Raw genomic sequence first — 15,846 nt, forward strand, 5'->3', positions numbered from 1 at the left:
TCTCCGCTGCCCGCAGCCGGCGGAGGCCCGAGGGTCCGGGCTTCTGCCTTCAACGCGGTAGACCGTCCACTTCCACCAGCGGGATTGTGATAGGCCAAGGCAGCCGCGTACCAGTCAGGAGAGTTCAGCGCGGGGCGGTCTTACGGAGGTCGGCGACGATGCTTCGAACGGCCCGCTGGCATTTGAGGTCCAGGAGGATCTGCACGATCACCCGGCTCTTCAGGGAGTCGGGAGTGTCGTCGGCCGCGGCCTGTTGGATCTGCTCGCGCTTGGCGTCCCGGACCAGTTGATCCAGTCGATCGAGTTGGGCCAGGTAGTCGTCGGCCCGCCGGACCAAGTAATCCAGACTGCCCGGACGATCCAGGACCGGCAGGACCTTGCTGTGGATCCACTTGGACTGTGCGTTCGCGCCGATGTCGTCGACGGCCTCATCGGCGTACCGCTGGAGTCGGCGGAACACCACTGCCGGGCCTGCCGAGGTCTCGTCGCCAGAACCGATCAGGCTGAGCTGGGACCGCAGCAGCGCGGGACCGACCAGCCCGGCGATCAAGGCCGACCAGATGTTGTTGAACCAGTCCAAGTCACCGAAAGCCAGCTCTAGCACGGTGTAAGCGAGGTACCCGGCTACACCGTCCGCAGCCAGACGAAGCAGTACCCAGTGCGTCGCACGCCAGGAGAGCGGCTTGCGCTTCTGAACATGCAATTCGAGGAAGGCCAAACCGCCAGCGAGTAACGCGGCGATCCAGGGTCCAGCGGCGGACACTCAGTGCCCCCGTTCGAGAGCCAGCCGGTACCTGTCGCCGCTCACCCTGACTAGGCCCGCTTCCTCGAGTGCGGTGAGCGCCTGGCTCGTAACCGACGGCCGGAGCTCAGCCGCGCTCGCGACCTGGGCGAGGTCTTGAGCGACGGACGCGCTCAGGACGGCGTACACCCGCTTCTCGTCGGTGGAGAGTCCGTCGACCGTCGGGAGCTGGGTCTGCTCTGACGGCTCCCTGAAGATGCCAACGGCCAGCCGCTGGATTTCCGCGGCGGCAGACTCATCTCCTCGATGCAGCAGGGCCGGGATCAAGTCGTGCGAGACCGCCACGGCCACATCAGTCGAGCCAGTCTGCAGTAGCTGTTCGAACCCGCTCACGACCGCCGCGCCGTCTCCAAGCCCCAGTAGCTCGGCTACCTGGGAATGACGCCGCACGCCGAAGGTACGCCGGTAGGACGCCTCGTACTGGATCTCCTGCGGCAAAGACGGCGTATACCCGTCGTCCTCTTCTTCGCGAACCCGGCGGCGACCTGGCGGGTCAAGCTCGTCACCCTCCACGGGGGTGGCGGGCCCGTCGCTAGATAGCGCCAGGTCCGTCAGCCACTCCTCGACCTCTGCCGGGCTGATTGCCTCGATCTCCAGCTGGAGGTCTGGAACCAGGTACGAGTCGTCGAAGCCCGGCTGGTCGCTCAAGAGCACCTTCACGTGCGGGAAGTCCGCTCGGAAGTGCTTGACCTGCCGCATCAGCGCGCGCCGGTCCGACGACCTCAGCTCGTCAAGGCCGTCGATGATGACTAGCAGCGCCCCCGTCTCCGCCCAGTGCGTGACGACCTCAAGCGGGACCCCGGACTCCTTCGCGAGGAAGTCGGGCAACTCCTCGCCCTTGGGTGACCAGTCGCGCGACCAGATCAACATAGGCAGGCGACTCCCGGCCAAACCGCTCTGGCGATCCGTTGCCAGCGAGGCGACCAAATGCCTCAGCAACGAGGTCTTCCCGCCACCGTGCGGTGCCGTCAGTACGGCGAGGCCAACCTCCGCAGGGGCGAGCCGCGCCGCCAGGTCCTGCTCGGGAAGACCCTCGCCCGTGCCGAGGTCCCGGAGTCGAACCGGCCGCCGCCGGTACACCGTACGGCTGGTGGGACCGAAACGGCGGATCACCTCGGTCAGATAGAGACGTTCCACCGTCGAGGTGGCCTCGGCCCGGCTCATCCGGCGCAGGCTGAGCAGCTGGATCGAGGCCGCCGCGAAGGCGAACGCCAGCGCCACGATCGCGGCGGTGTTGCTGAGCCACCCCCGGTCGAGGCCCCGGATCACCAGTGCGAGCAGACCCAGGCTCAGCAGCGCCACGGCCATCGCGAGAAAGCGGGCGTTGCGCTGAACCACCGATGCCCTCCTGGAGTGCCTACAAGATGTCGCCGGGGTTATAGGCGGCTGCGTCAGGGTAGCGCTTGGCGAGCTGATCGACCCGGCGCACGACCTCGTTGACCTGCGCGACAGCCGCTCCGGTGAACGAGAGCGGTTCGCCGACGATGGCCACGATCTGCTGCTCGGTCAGCCCCAGCCGTCCGTCCTCGCCGAGGCGTCGGAACAGATCGTTCTCGTCCGAACCCTGGCGCAGGTCGAGGGCCATCTGGACGGCGTGGGTCTTGATCACCTCGTGCGCGGTCTCCCGGCCGACGCCGTTCTTCACCGCGGCCATCAGGATCTTCGTGGTGGTCAGGAACGGCAGGTACCGCTCGAGCTCCCGCTCCACCACCGCCGGGTAGACGCCGAACTCGTCCAGCACGGTCAGGAACGTCTCGAACAACCCGTCCAGCGCGAAGAACGCGTCGGGCAGCGCGACCCGGCGGATCACCGAGCAGAAGACGTCGCCCTCGTTCCACTGGTTACCGGCCATCTCACCGGCCATCGACGCGTAGCCGCGAACGATCACGGCCAGGCCGTTGACCCGCTCACAGGACCGGGTGTTCATCTTGTGCGGCATCGCCGAGGAACCGACCTGGCCCTCCTTGAAGCCCTCGGTGACCAGCTCGTGGCCGGCCATCAGCCGGATCGTGGTGGCCAGGCTGGACGGGCCGGCGGCCAGCTGGACCAGGGCCGAGACGACCTCGAAGTCCAGCGAACGCGGGTAGACCTGGCCGACGCTGGTCAGCGTGCGCCGGAATCCGAGGTGCTGCGCGACCTCCGACTCCAGGCCGGTCAGCAGCTTCTCCTGGCCACCGAACAGGTCGAGCATGTCCTGCGAGGTACCGACCGGGCCCTTGATGCCGCGCAGCGGGTAGCGCTCGAGCAACTCGTCCACCCGGGCGATCGCGATCAGCAGCTCGTCCGCGGCCGAGGCGAACCGCTTGCCGAGAGTGGTCGCCTGCGCGGCGACGTTGTGCGAGCGGCCGGTCATCACCAGCGCCGCGTGCTCCGCAGCCTGCTGGCCGAGCCGTACGGCGGTGGCGACGGCGCGGTCCCGGACCAGGGCCAGGCCGGCCCGGATCTGCAGCTGCTCGACGTTTTCGGTCAGGTCCCGGCTGGTCATGCCCTTGTGCACGTGCTCGTGCCCGGCGAGGGCGTTGAACTCCTCGATCCGGGCCTTCACGTCGTGCCGGGTGATCCGCTCACGCGCCGCGATCGACTCCAGGTCGACCTGGTTCAGCACCCGCTGGTAGTCCTCGATCACGCCGTCCGGCACCGCGACCCCGAAGTCCTTCTGGGCGCTCAGCACCGCCAGCCACAGCTGCCGCTCGAGCACGATCTTGTGCTCCGGCGACCACAGCTCGGCCATTGTCAGGCTGGCATACCGCGAGGCGAGAACGTTCGGGATCTGAGGCTTGCTGGAAGTCGGCACGTACCCCATTCTCTCTCACTCGCCTCGCGGCACCGCCGTCACGGGTTGGCATCGCACCCCGGCGGCCGTCAGCGCTTGTGGATCGGACCGCTGGAGACGCTCTTGATGACAGAACCATCCGCCCGGTAGGCGGTCACCCTCAGCTGCTTCAGCGGGCCATCCTTGTCACCAGGTGCCCAAGCCAGCGCGTACCAGCCTTGCCGGACGGACACGGTGGTGGTGCGGCCACCTTGTTCGAAGGTGAGCTTCGCGACCGGCAGCGGAACACGCCGCGCTGAGTGGTAAAGCCAGCCTTCGCAAGCCAGGCCGGTCACCTTGCAGGTCTGGAACGCGTCCTCGACCCTGACGCCGGCGTAGCCGAACCCACCATCGACGCGGGTAGGCGCGGGCCACTGACGGACGATCTGGCTCTTGCCCCCGACCCCGACCGCGGCCTTTCGAGCCGCCGGGGAACCGAAGTAGCAGTGCGCGACGTACTTGCCACTCGGCGAAACCGCTACGGCGGCGCCGAACGCGTTCGCCTGAATGCTCTTGGACAGCACCTTCCAGCGCCGCAGGTCCTGGAACGTCATCGCTGAGCAGCGACGCAGCACCGACTGGTCGTCGGTACGGATCGACTGTTCCGCCACCGCGGCCAGTTCGGCCTTGCTCGGCAAGTAGTTGCCGCCGATCACACAGTTGTACGACTCAACCTTGGACGCGATATCACCGACGATCAGCAGGCTGCCCGGCCGCCACAGCAACTTGCCGTTCGGCAGCGGATCCCCGTTGCCCTGCATCACCGGTTCGCCGGTAAGCACCTCGATCGGCCCTGGATCCTTGCCCACCGCCACCGTCCACTGGATCCGGCAGCGCCGCAGCGCTTCCGCCGACGAGATCGGAGCGAGCGCCGCGTCACCCGTCGGCGTGCCGGGAAAGGCTCCCCCGCTGTCCGCGACGACACGGTTCTCGGTCCTGGAGTCGGCCGGCGCGGTATCGGCCTGGCCCACGTTCGGCAGCAGCGTGGCGGCCAGCGCAACCGCCGACACCGCGGCGACGGCGCCCGAGGCGGAAAGGATGCGACGCCGCTTACGGCCGCGACGGCCGCGCGCGAGAAGCCGCTGGGAGTCGATCGGGCCGAGTGGGTCGGTCGCCGCCATCCGGTGGAGTTCGGCGCCGATCTCCTGATCGTCGTTCATCTGGGGCTCCTTCACGACAGCCGGCCGATCGGCCGGGGGTGATCAATGACGCGACGGAGGGAGTCGAGCGCCCGTGCGGTCTGGCTCTTCACGGTTCCGGCCGAGCAGCTCAGCACCTCGGCGGTCTGCTCGACCGAGAGGTCCTCGTAGTAGCGCAGTACGACGCACGCTCGTTGGCGCGGCGCAAGCGCGCCGAGCGCGGTGAGCATCTCGTCACGAGCGCCGAACGGCCCGGCGGGATCACCGTGCAGGGCGACTCGATCGGGTATGACCTCGGTCGGCACCTCCCGGCGCCAGGGGCGCCGGCCTTGGTCCAGTGCGGCGTTGACGACCACTCGCCGGGCGTAGGCGAGCGGATTGCCGCCGCGATCCACCCGGGCCCAGGCCAGGTACAGCTTGTACAAGGCGTCCTGGACGATGTCGTCGGCGCGATGCCAGTCTCCGCACACGAGAAACGCCGTCCGCCGGAGCGTGCCGCCCGCCGCTTCGACGAACTCGACGTACTCCCGGTCTCGATCCGGCATCATGCCCTCCACTCTCTGTCTCCCTCAATACGGAGGCCAGCGGGCAGCGGGTTGCATCCGGATCCGGCGCTAGCGCTTGATCGTGCCGTTGTGGTGGTACTTCACCTCTTTGCCGGACTTGTCATAGGCGGTCGCGGTGATACCGGCGGCGCCGGGCTTCGAACCCTCGGCCCAGACGAACGCGTACCAGCCGTCGTGCACCGGCACCTCGTGGGTCTTGCCCCGGGTGGACCGCAGCACCAGCTTCGCGACCGACTTGTCCACGTGCCCCGAGTCGTACGTGACCCAGCCCAGGCAGGCGCCGTTGGCCCGCCCCGCTGAGCAGGTCTGGTCCCCGGTCTGGCCCATCCGGATCGTGGTGTTCACGAAGAGAATGCTCGAGCGCCAGATCCCGCTCTGCTCCTCGGAGCCCTCGCCGAGAGCACACAGCGCTGCCTTGTCGCCCTTCGGTGAGAGCGCGACGACCTCGGCCCGGTAGTTCTGCACGCGGCCGGTGGCGACCACCTTCCACTTGGTCAGGTCGTGCCACATCAGGACCGAGCAGTTCCGTAGTTGGCCGGCCGGATCGGCCGGCAGCGGGTCTTTGGCCGCGGCCTCGATCAGCGCGCCGGATGGCCGATGCCCGCCCGGCACAGTGCACCAGCCGTGCGTGGTAGCCATCATGTCGCTGAATCCGGGGCGATTGAAGGAGGCGGTCAGGTGGCCGTCGAAGTCCGGGTAGCGCAGTCTGCAGCGCCGGGCCGTCTCCTTGGGCGGCAGCCTGTCACCCACCGCCGCATCACCCTGGGGCACTCCCGGCAACGGCGTGAAGTCTCCCTGTGTTCCGGCTGGGAACTCGGTCGCGGGTGCCAGTGCCGTCGAGGTCGACAGCAGCCGTTGTTGCGGCGCGGCCGCGGGCCCGGCCGGTTGACTGCCGCACCCCGCCAGTACCGCGAGCAGCACAACCACCGCACCACCAGGTCGCCGAAGTCCGTTCCGCAAGGCTCCTCCTCCGCTCGTCTCCTTCCCGTACGGATCTCGGTCTGCCTGAGGTTGCCTGCCTGGCCGAGAATCCTCAGAACGGCTGGTACGAGTCGATCACCTTGCCGGTGGCGTCGTAGGCGCGGACCTCGGTGGGTTCCGTGGCCTTCGGCAGCCAGACGCGGAGCGCGTAGATGCCGTCGGTCACGGAGGTCTCCGCGAGTTGGCGAGTGCCCGCGAACAGCGCGTAACGAACAGCGCCGTTGGTCGCGATACCGCCGCCACCCCAGAACTGGCGCCCGGCCTTGACCGCGCCCAGGAAGCGGATCGGGGTGCCGTCGATGGCACAGCCGACAACACCGTTCGGCGCGCTGCCGGCCGGCTGGCCCGAGGCCGGGCCGTACACCATGCACACGTACGCGTCCGGGAAGGCGGTCGACTTCTCCCGAGTGGCACCGGAGCCGTCCTGGTCGCACAGCAGCACCGCCTTGCGATCCGGCGAGATCAGCGCCGCCGCGAAGCCACCTTGGCCGTCGTTCTGTACGGCGAACTTCCAGTCCGCCAAGTTGAGCCAGCTGAGGTCACCGCAAACGCCCCGGGGACCGGAGCCACCACCGGCGTCGTACTTAGGCGTGGTCGGGCCCGGCACCGAGCAATAGGCCTCACTGCCGTCGCTGAGCTTCATCCTCAGCAGATCGGTGACGTACATCCCGAACTGCAGCCCTGTGCCCGGGTCGATCGGCTCACTCGGATTCGGCGTGGCCCGCTCATCGCCGTACTCCGCGGCCATTCTGACCTTGCAGCGGCGCACACCCTCGGCGTACGTGAGCTTGCGCAGTACGGCGGCCCCGGTGCCCGAAGTGGGCCCGGCCGAAGATGAGGACGGGGCAGAACTGGTTCCCGGGACGGGCGTGGTCGGCGTGTGGGCGGGTGGCACCGGGCCGCCGGACCTCGGCAGCGTCAACTGACTCGCGCCAACCACGGCGGCAACCAGTACGGCGGCAGCACCAGCGGCAGCCACGGCCTGACGGGTCCGAACCTTGCGGCGCCCGCGCCTGACCAGGGCCGACGCGTCCAGGTCGTCGCGGCCGGAATCGTCGGCGGCGGAATCGAAAAGCTCACGGATATCGGGGCTCATCTGCCGTCTCCCACTGGTTCGAGCGTGACCCCACCGCGCTCGAGGGTCGATCGCAACAGCTCCAGGCCGCGCGAGGTCTGACTCTTCACCGTGCCGACGCTGATACCGAGAATCTGGGCGGTCTCCTGCACCGACAGGTCGTCGAAATACCGCAGTACAACGCAAGCACGGGCCTTCGGCGGCAACTCCCGCAGGCCCGCCATCACCACCGTGCGGGTGTCGAACGCCCCCACCGCGTCACGGTCATCGGGTAACTCCGGGATCTCCGCCGAGGTGTGGCCGAACTTCGAGCTCTTCCGGCCGGCGTCGATCGCCACGTTCACCACCGTGCGCCGGGCATAACCGTGCGCGCCCTCCACGCTGGCCACCCGCGGCCAGGCGACGTACAGCTTGAGCAGGGCGTCCTGGACCAGGTCCTCGGCGAGGCCCCAGTCGCCGCAGACGAGATAGGCCGTACGGCGCAGCGACCGGCTCGCCGCGTTGACGAAGTCGACGTACGCGCTGTCATCTCGGCGGGCCATCGCCACCTCCTGCGTTCTTCACACCTGTAAGACGGTGGCGGTGGCCCGAAGGTTGGAAAGATCAGCCAGTGCTGACGGCGAAGTAGGTCGTCGTCTTAACCAGTTGGCCGTTGGTGTCGTACGCCATCAGCGGGCCGACCTTGCCGGGGCGACCGTCCCGGTCGTTCACGGAAGTCTCGAAGGCGACCGCATACCACCCGTCGGCCACGTCGATCGTCTCGGACTTGGCGCCGTACTTGATCACCATCCGGGCGATCTGCGGTGAGACCCGGCCGGAGCCGTAGAAGACCCAGGACAGGCATCCCGTCGATGCCATGCCGCAGGCCGAACCGGCCTGGAGCCCGAGCACCTCGTTGGCCCCGATCGACAGCCGGGTGACGAGGTTCGTGCCCTTGGTATTGCCCTTGGTGTTGCCGACCACCTCGATCAGTGGCCGCTCGACCGGAATCGCCCGCACGACACTACGGGTGGCGTGATCGCTGATCGTGCAGTGCGCCGCATACCGGCCGGAGGGGGACAGCATGACCGCTTGCAGCAGCGTGGTCCCGGCCGTCTGCTGGGTGACCACCCGCCAGTCACTGAGGTCGTGCCAGAACTCGGTCGAGCAGCGGCGCAGCAGATCGTCCTTTCGCGTCGGCAGCGCGGTGTCGCGGGACGCGATGGCGAGGTCGGTTTCGGACGGCCGGTAATCGCCTGGGATCAGGCACACGAAGGTCTGCCGCTGGGCGTCGACGACGGTCTGTGGCCGCCCGGGCCGCACCATGCCGACCTTGGTGAAGGTCGGCTGTTGCTGCTCCAGGCGGGACGACATCACGGTGATGGCGCCGACGTCCCGGCCCGAGACCGCACTCCACTGCAGCTGGCAGCGCCGCAACGCCTCCGGCACGGGGACCGGCTCCAGCGCCGCGTCACCGGGCCGGGTGCCGGGTAGCCGGGTCGAGGCGGCCGCGGGCGCGTCCGGTTCGGCGGCCAGCACGCCCGGCACCACGGCCGCGGCCATCACGACCGCGGCCACCGCCGTACCGGCCATCACGGCCGAGAACACCCGGCGCCGGAACAGGCCACGCCGGCCACGGTCCATCAGCGGCACGAGCGGGACCGGCTCGAACTCCTCGTCATCGGCCATCCGCCGCAGTAACGCGCGGATCTCGTCGTCGTCGCTCACGATCTCCCTCCTGTCAGCTGTTCGGGTCGTAGCTCCTGGGCCCGGCGCGCGACCAGGCTTTTGCGCAGAGTCTCCAGGCCACGGGCGGTCTGGCTCTTCACCGTGCCGATCGAGCAGCCCAGGATCTCGGCCGTCTCCTCGATCGTCAGGTCCTCGTAGTAGCGCAGCGCGACGCAGGCCCGGCGTCGCGGCGGCAGCTCCCGCAACGCGCTGAGCAGCTCGTCGCGCACCGCATGCTGCCCGGCGGTGTCCTCGGACGGGGTCTCGGGCATCGCGTCGACCACCCGCTCCCGCCGCCACGGCCGTCGGCCCGCATCCACCGCGGCGTTGACGACCGCGCGACGGGCGTAGGCCATCGGATTCGTGGCGCGCTGGAACTTGGGCCACGACACATACAACCGGTAGAGCGCCTCCTGGACCGCGTCGGCGGCGTGATCCCGGTCCGCGCACACCAGGAACGCCGTCCGCTGCAACGCAACAGACGACACCGCCACGAACTCCGCGAACTCGCGGTCCCGGTCGGACGTCATCGCCCCCCTCTCACCCTCCGTCGTACAGCTGACGGGGGTCAGGAGGCGAAAGGTTGCTCGCTAGACGGAAATTTCTCCGCGGGCCGCCTTCAGGCCGATATCGGTGCGGTGCTGGCTGCCCTTGATCCGGATCTGGCTGACCCCGGCGTACGCCCGGCGCCGTGCCTCGTCGAGGTCCTTCCCGGTCGCGCTGACCGCCAGGACACGTCCACCGGCCGTCACCACGTCATCGCCTTCGAGCGCGGTACCGGCGTGGAAGACCTGGACACCGTCGGCCTCGGCCTGGGCGATCCCGTTGATCACGTCCCCGCTGCGCGGCTTCTCCGGGTACTTCTTCGCGGCGACCACCACGGCCACCGACGAGCCGGAGCGCCAGCTCAGCGTGTAGTCGGCCAGCTTGCCGGTGGCGGCGGCCAGGAACACCCCACCGAGCGGGGTCTTCAGCAACGGCAGCAACGCCTGGGTCTCGGGATCACCGAAGCGGCAGTTGAACTCGATCACCCGCATCCCGCGTGAGGTCAGCGCGAGACCGGCGTAAAGCAGCCCGGCAAACGGCGTACCGCGGCGGCGCAGCTCGTCAACGGTCGGCTGGAGCACCTTCTCGGTGACCTCCTCGACCAGCTTCTCCGGGGCCCACGGCAGCGGCGTGTACGCGCCCATGCCACCGGTGTTCGGGCCCTCGTCGCCGTCGCCGAGTCGCTTGAAGTCCTGGGCCGGCTGCATCGGCAGCACGGTGGTGCCGTCGGAGATCGCGAACAGCGACACCTCCGGACCGTCCAGGTACTCCTCGATCAGGACCTGGTCGCAGGCAGCCGCGTGCGCGAGTGCCTCCTCGCGGTCCGACGTCACCACCACGCCCTTACCGGCGGCGAGCCCGTCATCCTTGACGACGTACGGCGGGCCGAACGCGTCGATGGCCTCGGCCGCCTGCGCGGGCGTCGTACAGACGTAGGCGCGGCCGGTCGGCACGCTCGCGGCGGCCATCACGTCCTTGGCGAACGCCTTCGATCCCTCGATCTGGGCGGCGTCCTTGGACGGTCCGAAGACCGCGATCCCGGCGTCGCGCAGCGGATCGGCCAGTCCGGCCACCAGCGGCGCCTCCGGCCCGACAACGACCAGGTCCACGCCGAGCTCCCGCGCCAGCGCGACAACGGCGTCGTGGTCCGTCACATCGACGGAGCGGCACTCGATCGTCTGGCCCTCGAAGGCCGGAGTGAGGGCGGCGATACCGGGGTTGCCCGGGGCCGCGACCACCTGCTCCACATCCGGGTCCTGGCTCAGTGCCCAGACCAGCGCGTGCTCACGACCACCCGTACCGATGACTAGAACCTTCACGGGGTGTGAGCCTAGTGCACGGCCGCGGTGCCGGCAGCGCCGCCGGCGACCCGACACAGCGGCACCTGTCGGGTTCGGAACCTGCTCGGTGTAAGACTGCGCCTGACTGGAGGTATTCGATTGACTACACCACCAAGGGCCCGCCGCCTGCCGCAGCTGTCGGCACTGACGTCGTGGCTCCTCCTGCTGCCCTCGCTGGTCGTGTTCGCGCTGTTCATCGTCTGGCCGCTGGGCAAGTCGGTCTCGCTGTCGCTGCACGGCTCGGACCTCTTCGGCCGGCCGGACGCGTTCGTCGGGCTGCAGCACTACCGGGACATGCTCGGCTCGGCAGACTTCCGGCACACCCTGCTGGTGACGCTGGCGTTCGTACTGCTGACCGTGATTCCCGGCGTACTCGGCGCCCTGGCGATCGTGCTGCTGCTCGAACAGCACATCAAGGGCATCCGGATCTTCCGGACCGCGTTCGCGCTGCCGTTCGCCTTCTCGGTCGCGAGCGCCTCGGTGATCTTCGCGACCATCTACAACCCGGCGATCGGCCTGGCCAACGGCATGCTCGGCAAGTTCGGCATCGACCGGATCGGCTGGCTGACGGATCCCTCCTGGGCGTTGCTGAGCGTCTCGATCACCACCGTGTGGATGAGCATCGGTTACAACGTGCTCGTGCTGTCGGCCGGTATCGGCGCCATCCCGACCGAGATCAACGAGGCGGCCACGCTGGACGGCGCGGGCGGCTGGCGCGCGGCCTGGCACATCACCATCCCGATGCTCGGCCCGCAGCTGTTCTTCCTGGTCGTCATCTCGACGATCCACGCGCTGCAGGGCTTCGGGCAGATCAAGATCCTCACGCCCGAAGGTGGTCCGGAGCAGTCCACCAAGACGCTCGTGTACTCGATCTACCACTCGGCGTTCGCGAACAACGCCAGTGACTTCGGCTTCGCGTCCGCGCAGGCCATCGTGCTGCTGATCATCCTGCTGGCGTGTACCGCGATCCAGTTCGGCGTTCTGGAGAGGCGGGTGCACTACAAGTGAGACATCTGACCGTGGGCCGGCTCATCACCTACGCGGTGCTGATCCTGGCCGCCCTCGCCGTGATCTTCCCGGTGTACTACGTGATCGCCGGCTCGATCATGTCGCCCGGGCAGATCTCGTCGTACCCGCCGGACCTGTTCCCGAAGGGGATCTTCACCGGCAACTACGAAGGCGCGACCTCCAGTACCGCGATCGGCCAGCAGTACGCGAACTCGATCCTGCAGACGTCGGTGATCACCCTGAGCCAGCTGATCACCAGCGTGCTCGCGGCGTACGCCTTCGTTTTCATGAAGATGTGGGGCCGGACCGTGATGTTCGGCCTGTTCCTGGCGACGCTGATGGTGCCGTGGGAATCGATCGTGCTGCCGAACTATCTGACCATCACCGGTTGGCAGCTCGGCGACCAGCGCCTCACCGCGACGTACGCCGGCACCATGATCGCGCTGGTGCTTCCGTTCCTCGCGAACGCCTTCGGCGTCTTCCTGCTGCGGCAGTCGTTCCTGCAGTTCCCGACGGAACTGCGTGATGCCGCGGTGATCGACGGCTGCGGGCACTGGCGGTTCATCCGGCGCATCCTGCTGCCGCTGAGCAAGCCCGCGCTGATGGCCGTCGGGTTGTACGTGTTCCTCTCGGCCTGGAACCAGTTCTTCTGGCCGTTGCTGATCGGGGACAAACCGAGTCAGCGCACGCTGCAGATCGGGATCAGCCAGCTGAACGACGCGGAGGCGGCCGATCCGGGCCTGATCCTCGCCGGTGTCACGCTGTCCATCCTGCCCACCCTGGCCATCGTGATCTTCGGCCAGCGTTTCATCGTCCGTGGTCTGACCGCGGGCGCGATCCGATGAGTAGTTCCTTCAGAAAGGCTGTACACATGCGATCAGTCGGACAACGGCGTACGACGACCGCGGCGGCGCTGCTGGCGGCGGTGGCACTGGTTGCCGCCGGCTGCGGTGGCGGTTCCGAGGGCGACGGGGACAGCGCGGCCGCGCAGGACGCACCCGGCGCGGACGCGCTGGAAAATGCCTCCGGCGTCACCAAGGTGACGTTCTGGCACGCCATGAAGGGCGCCAACGGCGAGGCCGTGGACAAGCTCGTCAAGGCCTTCAACGCCAAGAACAGCGGCAAGATCGAGGTCCAGGCCGTCTACCAGGGCGACTACGACGAGACGATCACCAAGTACAAGACGTCGGTACAGCAGGGCAACACGCCTTCGATCGTGCAGATCTACGACATCGGCTCGCGCTTCATGATCGACTCGAAGCAGACCGTTCCGGTGCACAAGTTCGCTGAGAAAGACAGCTACCCGCTGACGGACATCGAGCCGAACATCGCGAACTACTACTCCATCGACGGCAAGATGAACTCGATGCCGTTCAACACCTCGATGCCCTTGCTGTACATCAACAAGGAGGCCTTCACCAAGGCCGGGCTCGACCCGAACAAGCCGCCGACCTCGCTCGAAGAGATCATGGAGGCGTCGAAGAAGCTCACCATCAAGAAGGGCGGCAGCACCGTCCAGTACGGTTTCAACGCTGCCATCTACGGCTGGTTCGTCGAGCAACTGATCGCCCAGTCCGGTACGACGTACTGCGACAACGACAACGGCCGCAAGGACCTCGCCACCAAGGTGCAGTTCGACGAGGACCCGGGCGTCAAGGTCGCCACCTGGTACCAGCAGATGATCAAGCTCGGCTACATGCCGAACACCGGCAAGAAGACCGACGACGCCCAGGCCGTCTTCAAGTCCGGTACGTCGGCCATGCACCTGGAGTCGACCGGCTCCCTGCGCGGCTACCTCGAAGCGGCCAAGGGCAAGTTCACCCTCGCCACCGCGCCGTTCCCCAAGATCAGCGCGGCTGACACCGGCGGCCCGATCATCGGCGGCGCCTCGCTGTGGATCAACGGTGTCGGCCACAACGACGCCGTGAAGCGCGCGTCCTGGGAGTTCGTGAAGTTCGCGGCCACCCCGGAGCAGCAGGCCACCTGGCACACCGGCACGGGCTACTTCCCGATCAACAGCCGTGCCCTGGACCTGCCCGAGGACAAGGCCTGGGTCGCGCAGTACCCGCAGTTCACCACGGCCATCACCCAGCTCCACAACACCAAGCCCTCCACCCCCTCGGCCGGCTGCATCCTCGGCGTCATGCCGCAAGCCCGCAAGGCCGCCGAAGACGGTCTGGAGAAGGCCGTACTCGGCACCGACCCCAAGCAGGCCATGGCCGACGCCGCCAAAGCCATCCAGCCCGAAATCGAAAAATACAACTCCACCGTCAAAAAGTAACCCGCTCATCGGACCCTTGTGACCCGGCGTGTCGCCGCTAATCGGACCCTTGTGACCCGGCGTGTCGCGGTTGATCGGGCCCTTGTGACCCGGCGTGTCGCGGTTGATCGGGCCCTTCTGACCAACACCAGCAACGTTCGGAGCCCCACCACGGGCCTCCGGACGTTGTTGTTTGCGGGCGGTTTGTGCGGTGGGGTGGCGGGTACGCGGGTGCGATGGTGCTCGCGTTGTTGTGCGTCGCGCAGTTTGTGGTGGTGCTGGATACGACCATTGTGGCGGTGGCGTTGCCTGCGACCGGTGCGGACCTGGGTGGGGACGCGGCGCAGTTGCAGTGGGTTGTCACCTCCTACACCGTGGCGTTCAGCGGGCTGCTCGTATTCGGTGGGCGAATCGCTGACGTGGCCGGGCGGCGCCGGTGCTTCATCGCCGGGCTGATGATCTTCGCGGCGGCCTCACTCGTTTGTGGGCTCAGCCCGAACCTAGGCACCTTGATCGTCGCGAGGGCCTTCCAAGGCGCAGGAGCCGCCCTACTTGCTCCAGCCGCTCTTGCCCTGCTCACCGGGCTGTACGGCGACGGGCACGCTAGGCGCCGTGCGTTGGCTTGGTGGACCGCCGCCGCGGCTGGAGGCGGTGCGACCGGCTGGGTCCTCGGAGGCATGGTGGCCACTGGCATCGGTTGGCGCTGGATCTTCCTGGTGAACCTGCCTATAGCCGTCGCAGGTTGTGCCCTCGCGTTGAGGCTGCTCCGCGCGGGCGGCGGGGCCACGCGGCGTCTCGACGTACCAGGCGCCATCACGGTGACACTGGCCTTGACCCTGCTGGTACTCGCCTTAACCCGGTTTGAGCATGGCGCCGTACTAGCTGGTGTCCTGGGACTAGCAGGGGCCTTCGTGGCCGCAGCGGCCTTTGTGTGGGTAGAGCGGCGTAGCGCGGATCCACTCGTGCCGGCTCGTCTTGTTGCCGACAAGTCCTTCGGTACGGCGAACCTAGTGACGGCCGTCTTAACCGCGGTAACCACGCCACCGCTCCTACTGTGCGTACTACACCTGCAAGGGCCTCGGGACCGATCCGCGCTCGAAACGGGTCTGGCGTTCGTACCGTTCAACCTGGCCGTGGTGGCGGGTTCACTGGCCGCACCCGCCGTATTCGGTCGATGGGGGTCTAGGGCAACTACCGTGCTAGGGCTCGTCGGGATCGCGGCAGGTTCTTCCCTCCTGGCGCTTCTGCCGTCGACCGGCGCATACCTCGGCATCTTGTTGCCCGCCTTCCTCCTGATGGGGTGCGGGCTCGGCCTGGCGTCGACCTCGATCACGACGGTCGGGGTGAGCGTGGCCGACGGCCCGGACCACGGCGTCGCGTCCGGCGTACTCACCGCCACGGCCCAAGCCGGTACGGCGATCGGTATCGCGGGGATCGTCGGCCTGGCCTCCGGTCTGACCGCGGCCGCCGACAGCATCGAAGGCATCCGGTTGGCCGCTCTCGCCGCGGCGGGATTGGCCTTGCTGGCCACCTATCCGGCCCTCGTCACCCGGCGCTAGCCGGTTTTGTCCCCGGCGCCGTTTAGGCTCCTCGCATCAGTTCGACTTCGC

General features: G+C 68.1%; 15 protein-coding genes. 4 read left to right on the forward strand and 11 right to left on the reverse strand.

Annotation, left to right across the window (positions count from 1 at the left end; translation table 11 throughout):
* Positions 1 to 124: 124 nt before the first annotated feature.
* The 11 genes from ACFFGN_RS23955 to purD form a co-directional block, all read right to left on the reverse strand.
* On the reverse strand, positions 125 to 763 hold the full coding sequence (locus ACFFGN_RS23955) for a hypothetical protein (RefSeq protein ID WP_380051488.1): 639 nt from the start codon (positions 761 to 763) through the stop codon (positions 125 to 127).
* Entirely contained in the window at positions 764 to 2,140 is a 1,377-nt protein-coding gene (locus ACFFGN_RS23960) for an NACHT domain-containing protein (protein ID WP_380051490.1), read from the reverse strand.
* Positions 2,141 to 2,159: 19 nt separating this feature from the next.
* Positions 2,160 to 3,605: an adenylosuccinate lyase gene (purB, locus tag ACFFGN_RS23965; protein WP_380051492.1), complete on the reverse strand. Its 1,446-nt coding sequence runs from the start codon at positions 3,603 to 3,605 to the stop codon at positions 2,160 to 2,162.
* Positions 3,606 to 3,664: 59 nt separating this feature from the next.
* Entirely contained in the window at positions 3,665 to 4,774 is a 1,110-nt protein-coding gene (locus ACFFGN_RS23970; RefSeq protein ID WP_380051494.1) for a hypothetical protein, read from the reverse strand.
* A gap of 11 nt (positions 4,775 to 4,785) precedes the next feature.
* Positions 4,786 to 5,301, reverse strand: coding sequence for a SigE family RNA polymerase sigma factor (locus tag ACFFGN_RS23975; RefSeq protein WP_380051496.1), 516 nt, complete (start codon positions 5,299 to 5,301; stop codon positions 4,786 to 4,788).
* Between the two features lie 66 nt (positions 5,302 to 5,367).
* The gene (locus ACFFGN_RS23980; RefSeq protein ID WP_380051498.1) at positions 5,368 to 6,279 is read right to left on the reverse strand and encodes a hypothetical protein; all 912 of its coding nucleotides are present in this window, start codon (positions 6,277 to 6,279) and stop codon (positions 5,368 to 5,370) included.
* A 73-nt stretch (positions 6,280 to 6,352) separates the two neighbouring features.
* A complete protein-coding gene (locus tag ACFFGN_RS23985; RefSeq protein ID WP_380051500.1) occupies positions 6,353 to 7,396 on the reverse strand; it encodes a hypothetical protein in 1,044 nt (347 codons plus the stop codon).
* Positions 7,393 to 7,917: a SigE family RNA polymerase sigma factor gene (locus ACFFGN_RS23990; protein WP_380051502.1), complete on the reverse strand. Its 525-nt coding sequence runs from the start codon at positions 7,915 to 7,917 to the stop codon at positions 7,393 to 7,395. The genes ACFFGN_RS23985 and ACFFGN_RS23990 overlap by 4 nt, the downstream gene beginning before the upstream one ends.
* 61 nt (positions 7,918 to 7,978) lie before the next feature.
* Positions 7,979 to 9,082, reverse strand: coding sequence for a hypothetical protein (locus tag ACFFGN_RS23995; protein ID WP_380051504.1), 1,104 nt, complete (start codon positions 9,080 to 9,082; stop codon positions 7,979 to 7,981).
* Positions 9,079 to 9,612: a SigE family RNA polymerase sigma factor gene (locus ACFFGN_RS24000; protein WP_380051506.1), complete on the reverse strand. Its 534-nt coding sequence runs from the start codon at positions 9,610 to 9,612 to the stop codon at positions 9,079 to 9,081. The genes ACFFGN_RS23995 and ACFFGN_RS24000 overlap by 4 nt, the downstream gene beginning before the upstream one ends.
* 60 nt (positions 9,613 to 9,672) lie before the next feature.
* Positions 9,673 to 10,947, reverse strand: coding sequence for a phosphoribosylamine--glycine ligase (gene purD, locus ACFFGN_RS24005; protein ID WP_380051508.1), 1,275 nt, complete (start codon positions 10,945 to 10,947; stop codon positions 9,673 to 9,675).
* Between the two features lie 120 nt (positions 10,948 to 11,067).
* Here purD and ACFFGN_RS24010 point away from each other — a divergent pair, with 120 nt between their 5' ends.
* The 4 genes from ACFFGN_RS24010 (at position 11,068) to ACFFGN_RS24025 (ending at position 15,795) form a co-directional block, all read left to right on the forward strand.
* On the forward strand, positions 11,068 to 11,976 hold the full coding sequence (locus ACFFGN_RS24010) for a carbohydrate ABC transporter permease (protein ID WP_380051510.1): 909 nt from the start codon (positions 11,068 to 11,070) through the stop codon (positions 11,974 to 11,976).
* On the forward strand, positions 11,973 to 12,821 hold the full coding sequence (locus ACFFGN_RS24015; protein ID WP_380051512.1) for a carbohydrate ABC transporter permease: 849 nt from the start codon (positions 11,973 to 11,975) through the stop codon (positions 12,819 to 12,821). Before ACFFGN_RS24010 ends, ACFFGN_RS24015 begins: the two co-directional genes overlap by 4 nt.
* Positions 12,822 to 12,847: 26 nt before the next feature.
* The gene (locus tag ACFFGN_RS24020; protein WP_380051514.1) at positions 12,848 to 14,257 is read left to right on the forward strand and encodes an ABC transporter substrate-binding protein; all 1,410 of its coding nucleotides are present in this window, start codon (positions 12,848 to 12,850) and stop codon (positions 14,255 to 14,257) included.
* 215 nt (positions 14,258 to 14,472) lie between these two features.
* The gene (locus ACFFGN_RS24025; protein WP_380051516.1) at positions 14,473 to 15,795 is read left to right on the forward strand and encodes an MFS transporter; all 1,323 of its coding nucleotides are present in this window, start codon (positions 14,473 to 14,475) and stop codon (positions 15,793 to 15,795) included.
* Positions 15,796 to 15,846 lie beyond the last annotated feature (51 nt).

Origin of the sequence: Kribbella deserti (assembly GCF_042434725.1) — a bacterium.
GTDB classification, from domain to species: Bacteria; Actinomycetota; Actinomycetes; order Propionibacteriales; family Kribbellaceae; genus Kribbella; species Kribbella deserti.

What these genes read in the sequence shown, in the direction of transcription:
- purB (WP_380051492.1), bottom strand. Translation starts at nt 3,605, where the DNA reads ATGGGGTACGTGCCGACTTCCAGCAAGCCTCAGATCCCGAACGTTCTC.
- ACFFGN_RS23970 (WP_380051494.1), bottom strand. Translation starts at nt 4,774, where the DNA reads ATGAACGACGATCAGGAGATCGGCGCCGAACTCCACCGGATGGCGGCG.
- ACFFGN_RS24000 (WP_380051506.1), bottom strand. Translation starts at nt 9,612, where the DNA reads ATGACGTCCGACCGGGACCGCGAGTTCGCGGAGTTCGTGGCGGTGTCG.
- ACFFGN_RS23975 (WP_380051496.1), bottom strand. Translation starts at nt 5,301, where the DNA reads ATGATGCCGGATCGAGACCGGGAGTACGTCGAGTTCGTCGAAGCGGCG.
- ACFFGN_RS23985 (WP_380051500.1), bottom strand. Translation starts at nt 7,396, where the DNA reads ATGAGCCCCGATATCCGTGAGCTTTTCGATTCCGCCGCCGACGATTCC.
- ACFFGN_RS24020 (WP_380051514.1), top strand. Translation starts at nt 12,848, where the DNA reads ATGCGATCAGTCGGACAACGGCGTACGACGACCGCGGCGGCGCTGCTG.
- ACFFGN_RS24025 (WP_380051516.1), top strand. Translation starts at nt 14,473, where the DNA reads ATGGTGCTCGCGTTGTTGTGCGTCGCGCAGTTTGTGGTGGTGCTGGAT.
- ACFFGN_RS23990 (WP_380051502.1), bottom strand. Translation starts at nt 7,917, where the DNA reads ATGGCCCGCCGAGATGACAGCGCGTACGTCGACTTCGTCAACGCGGCG.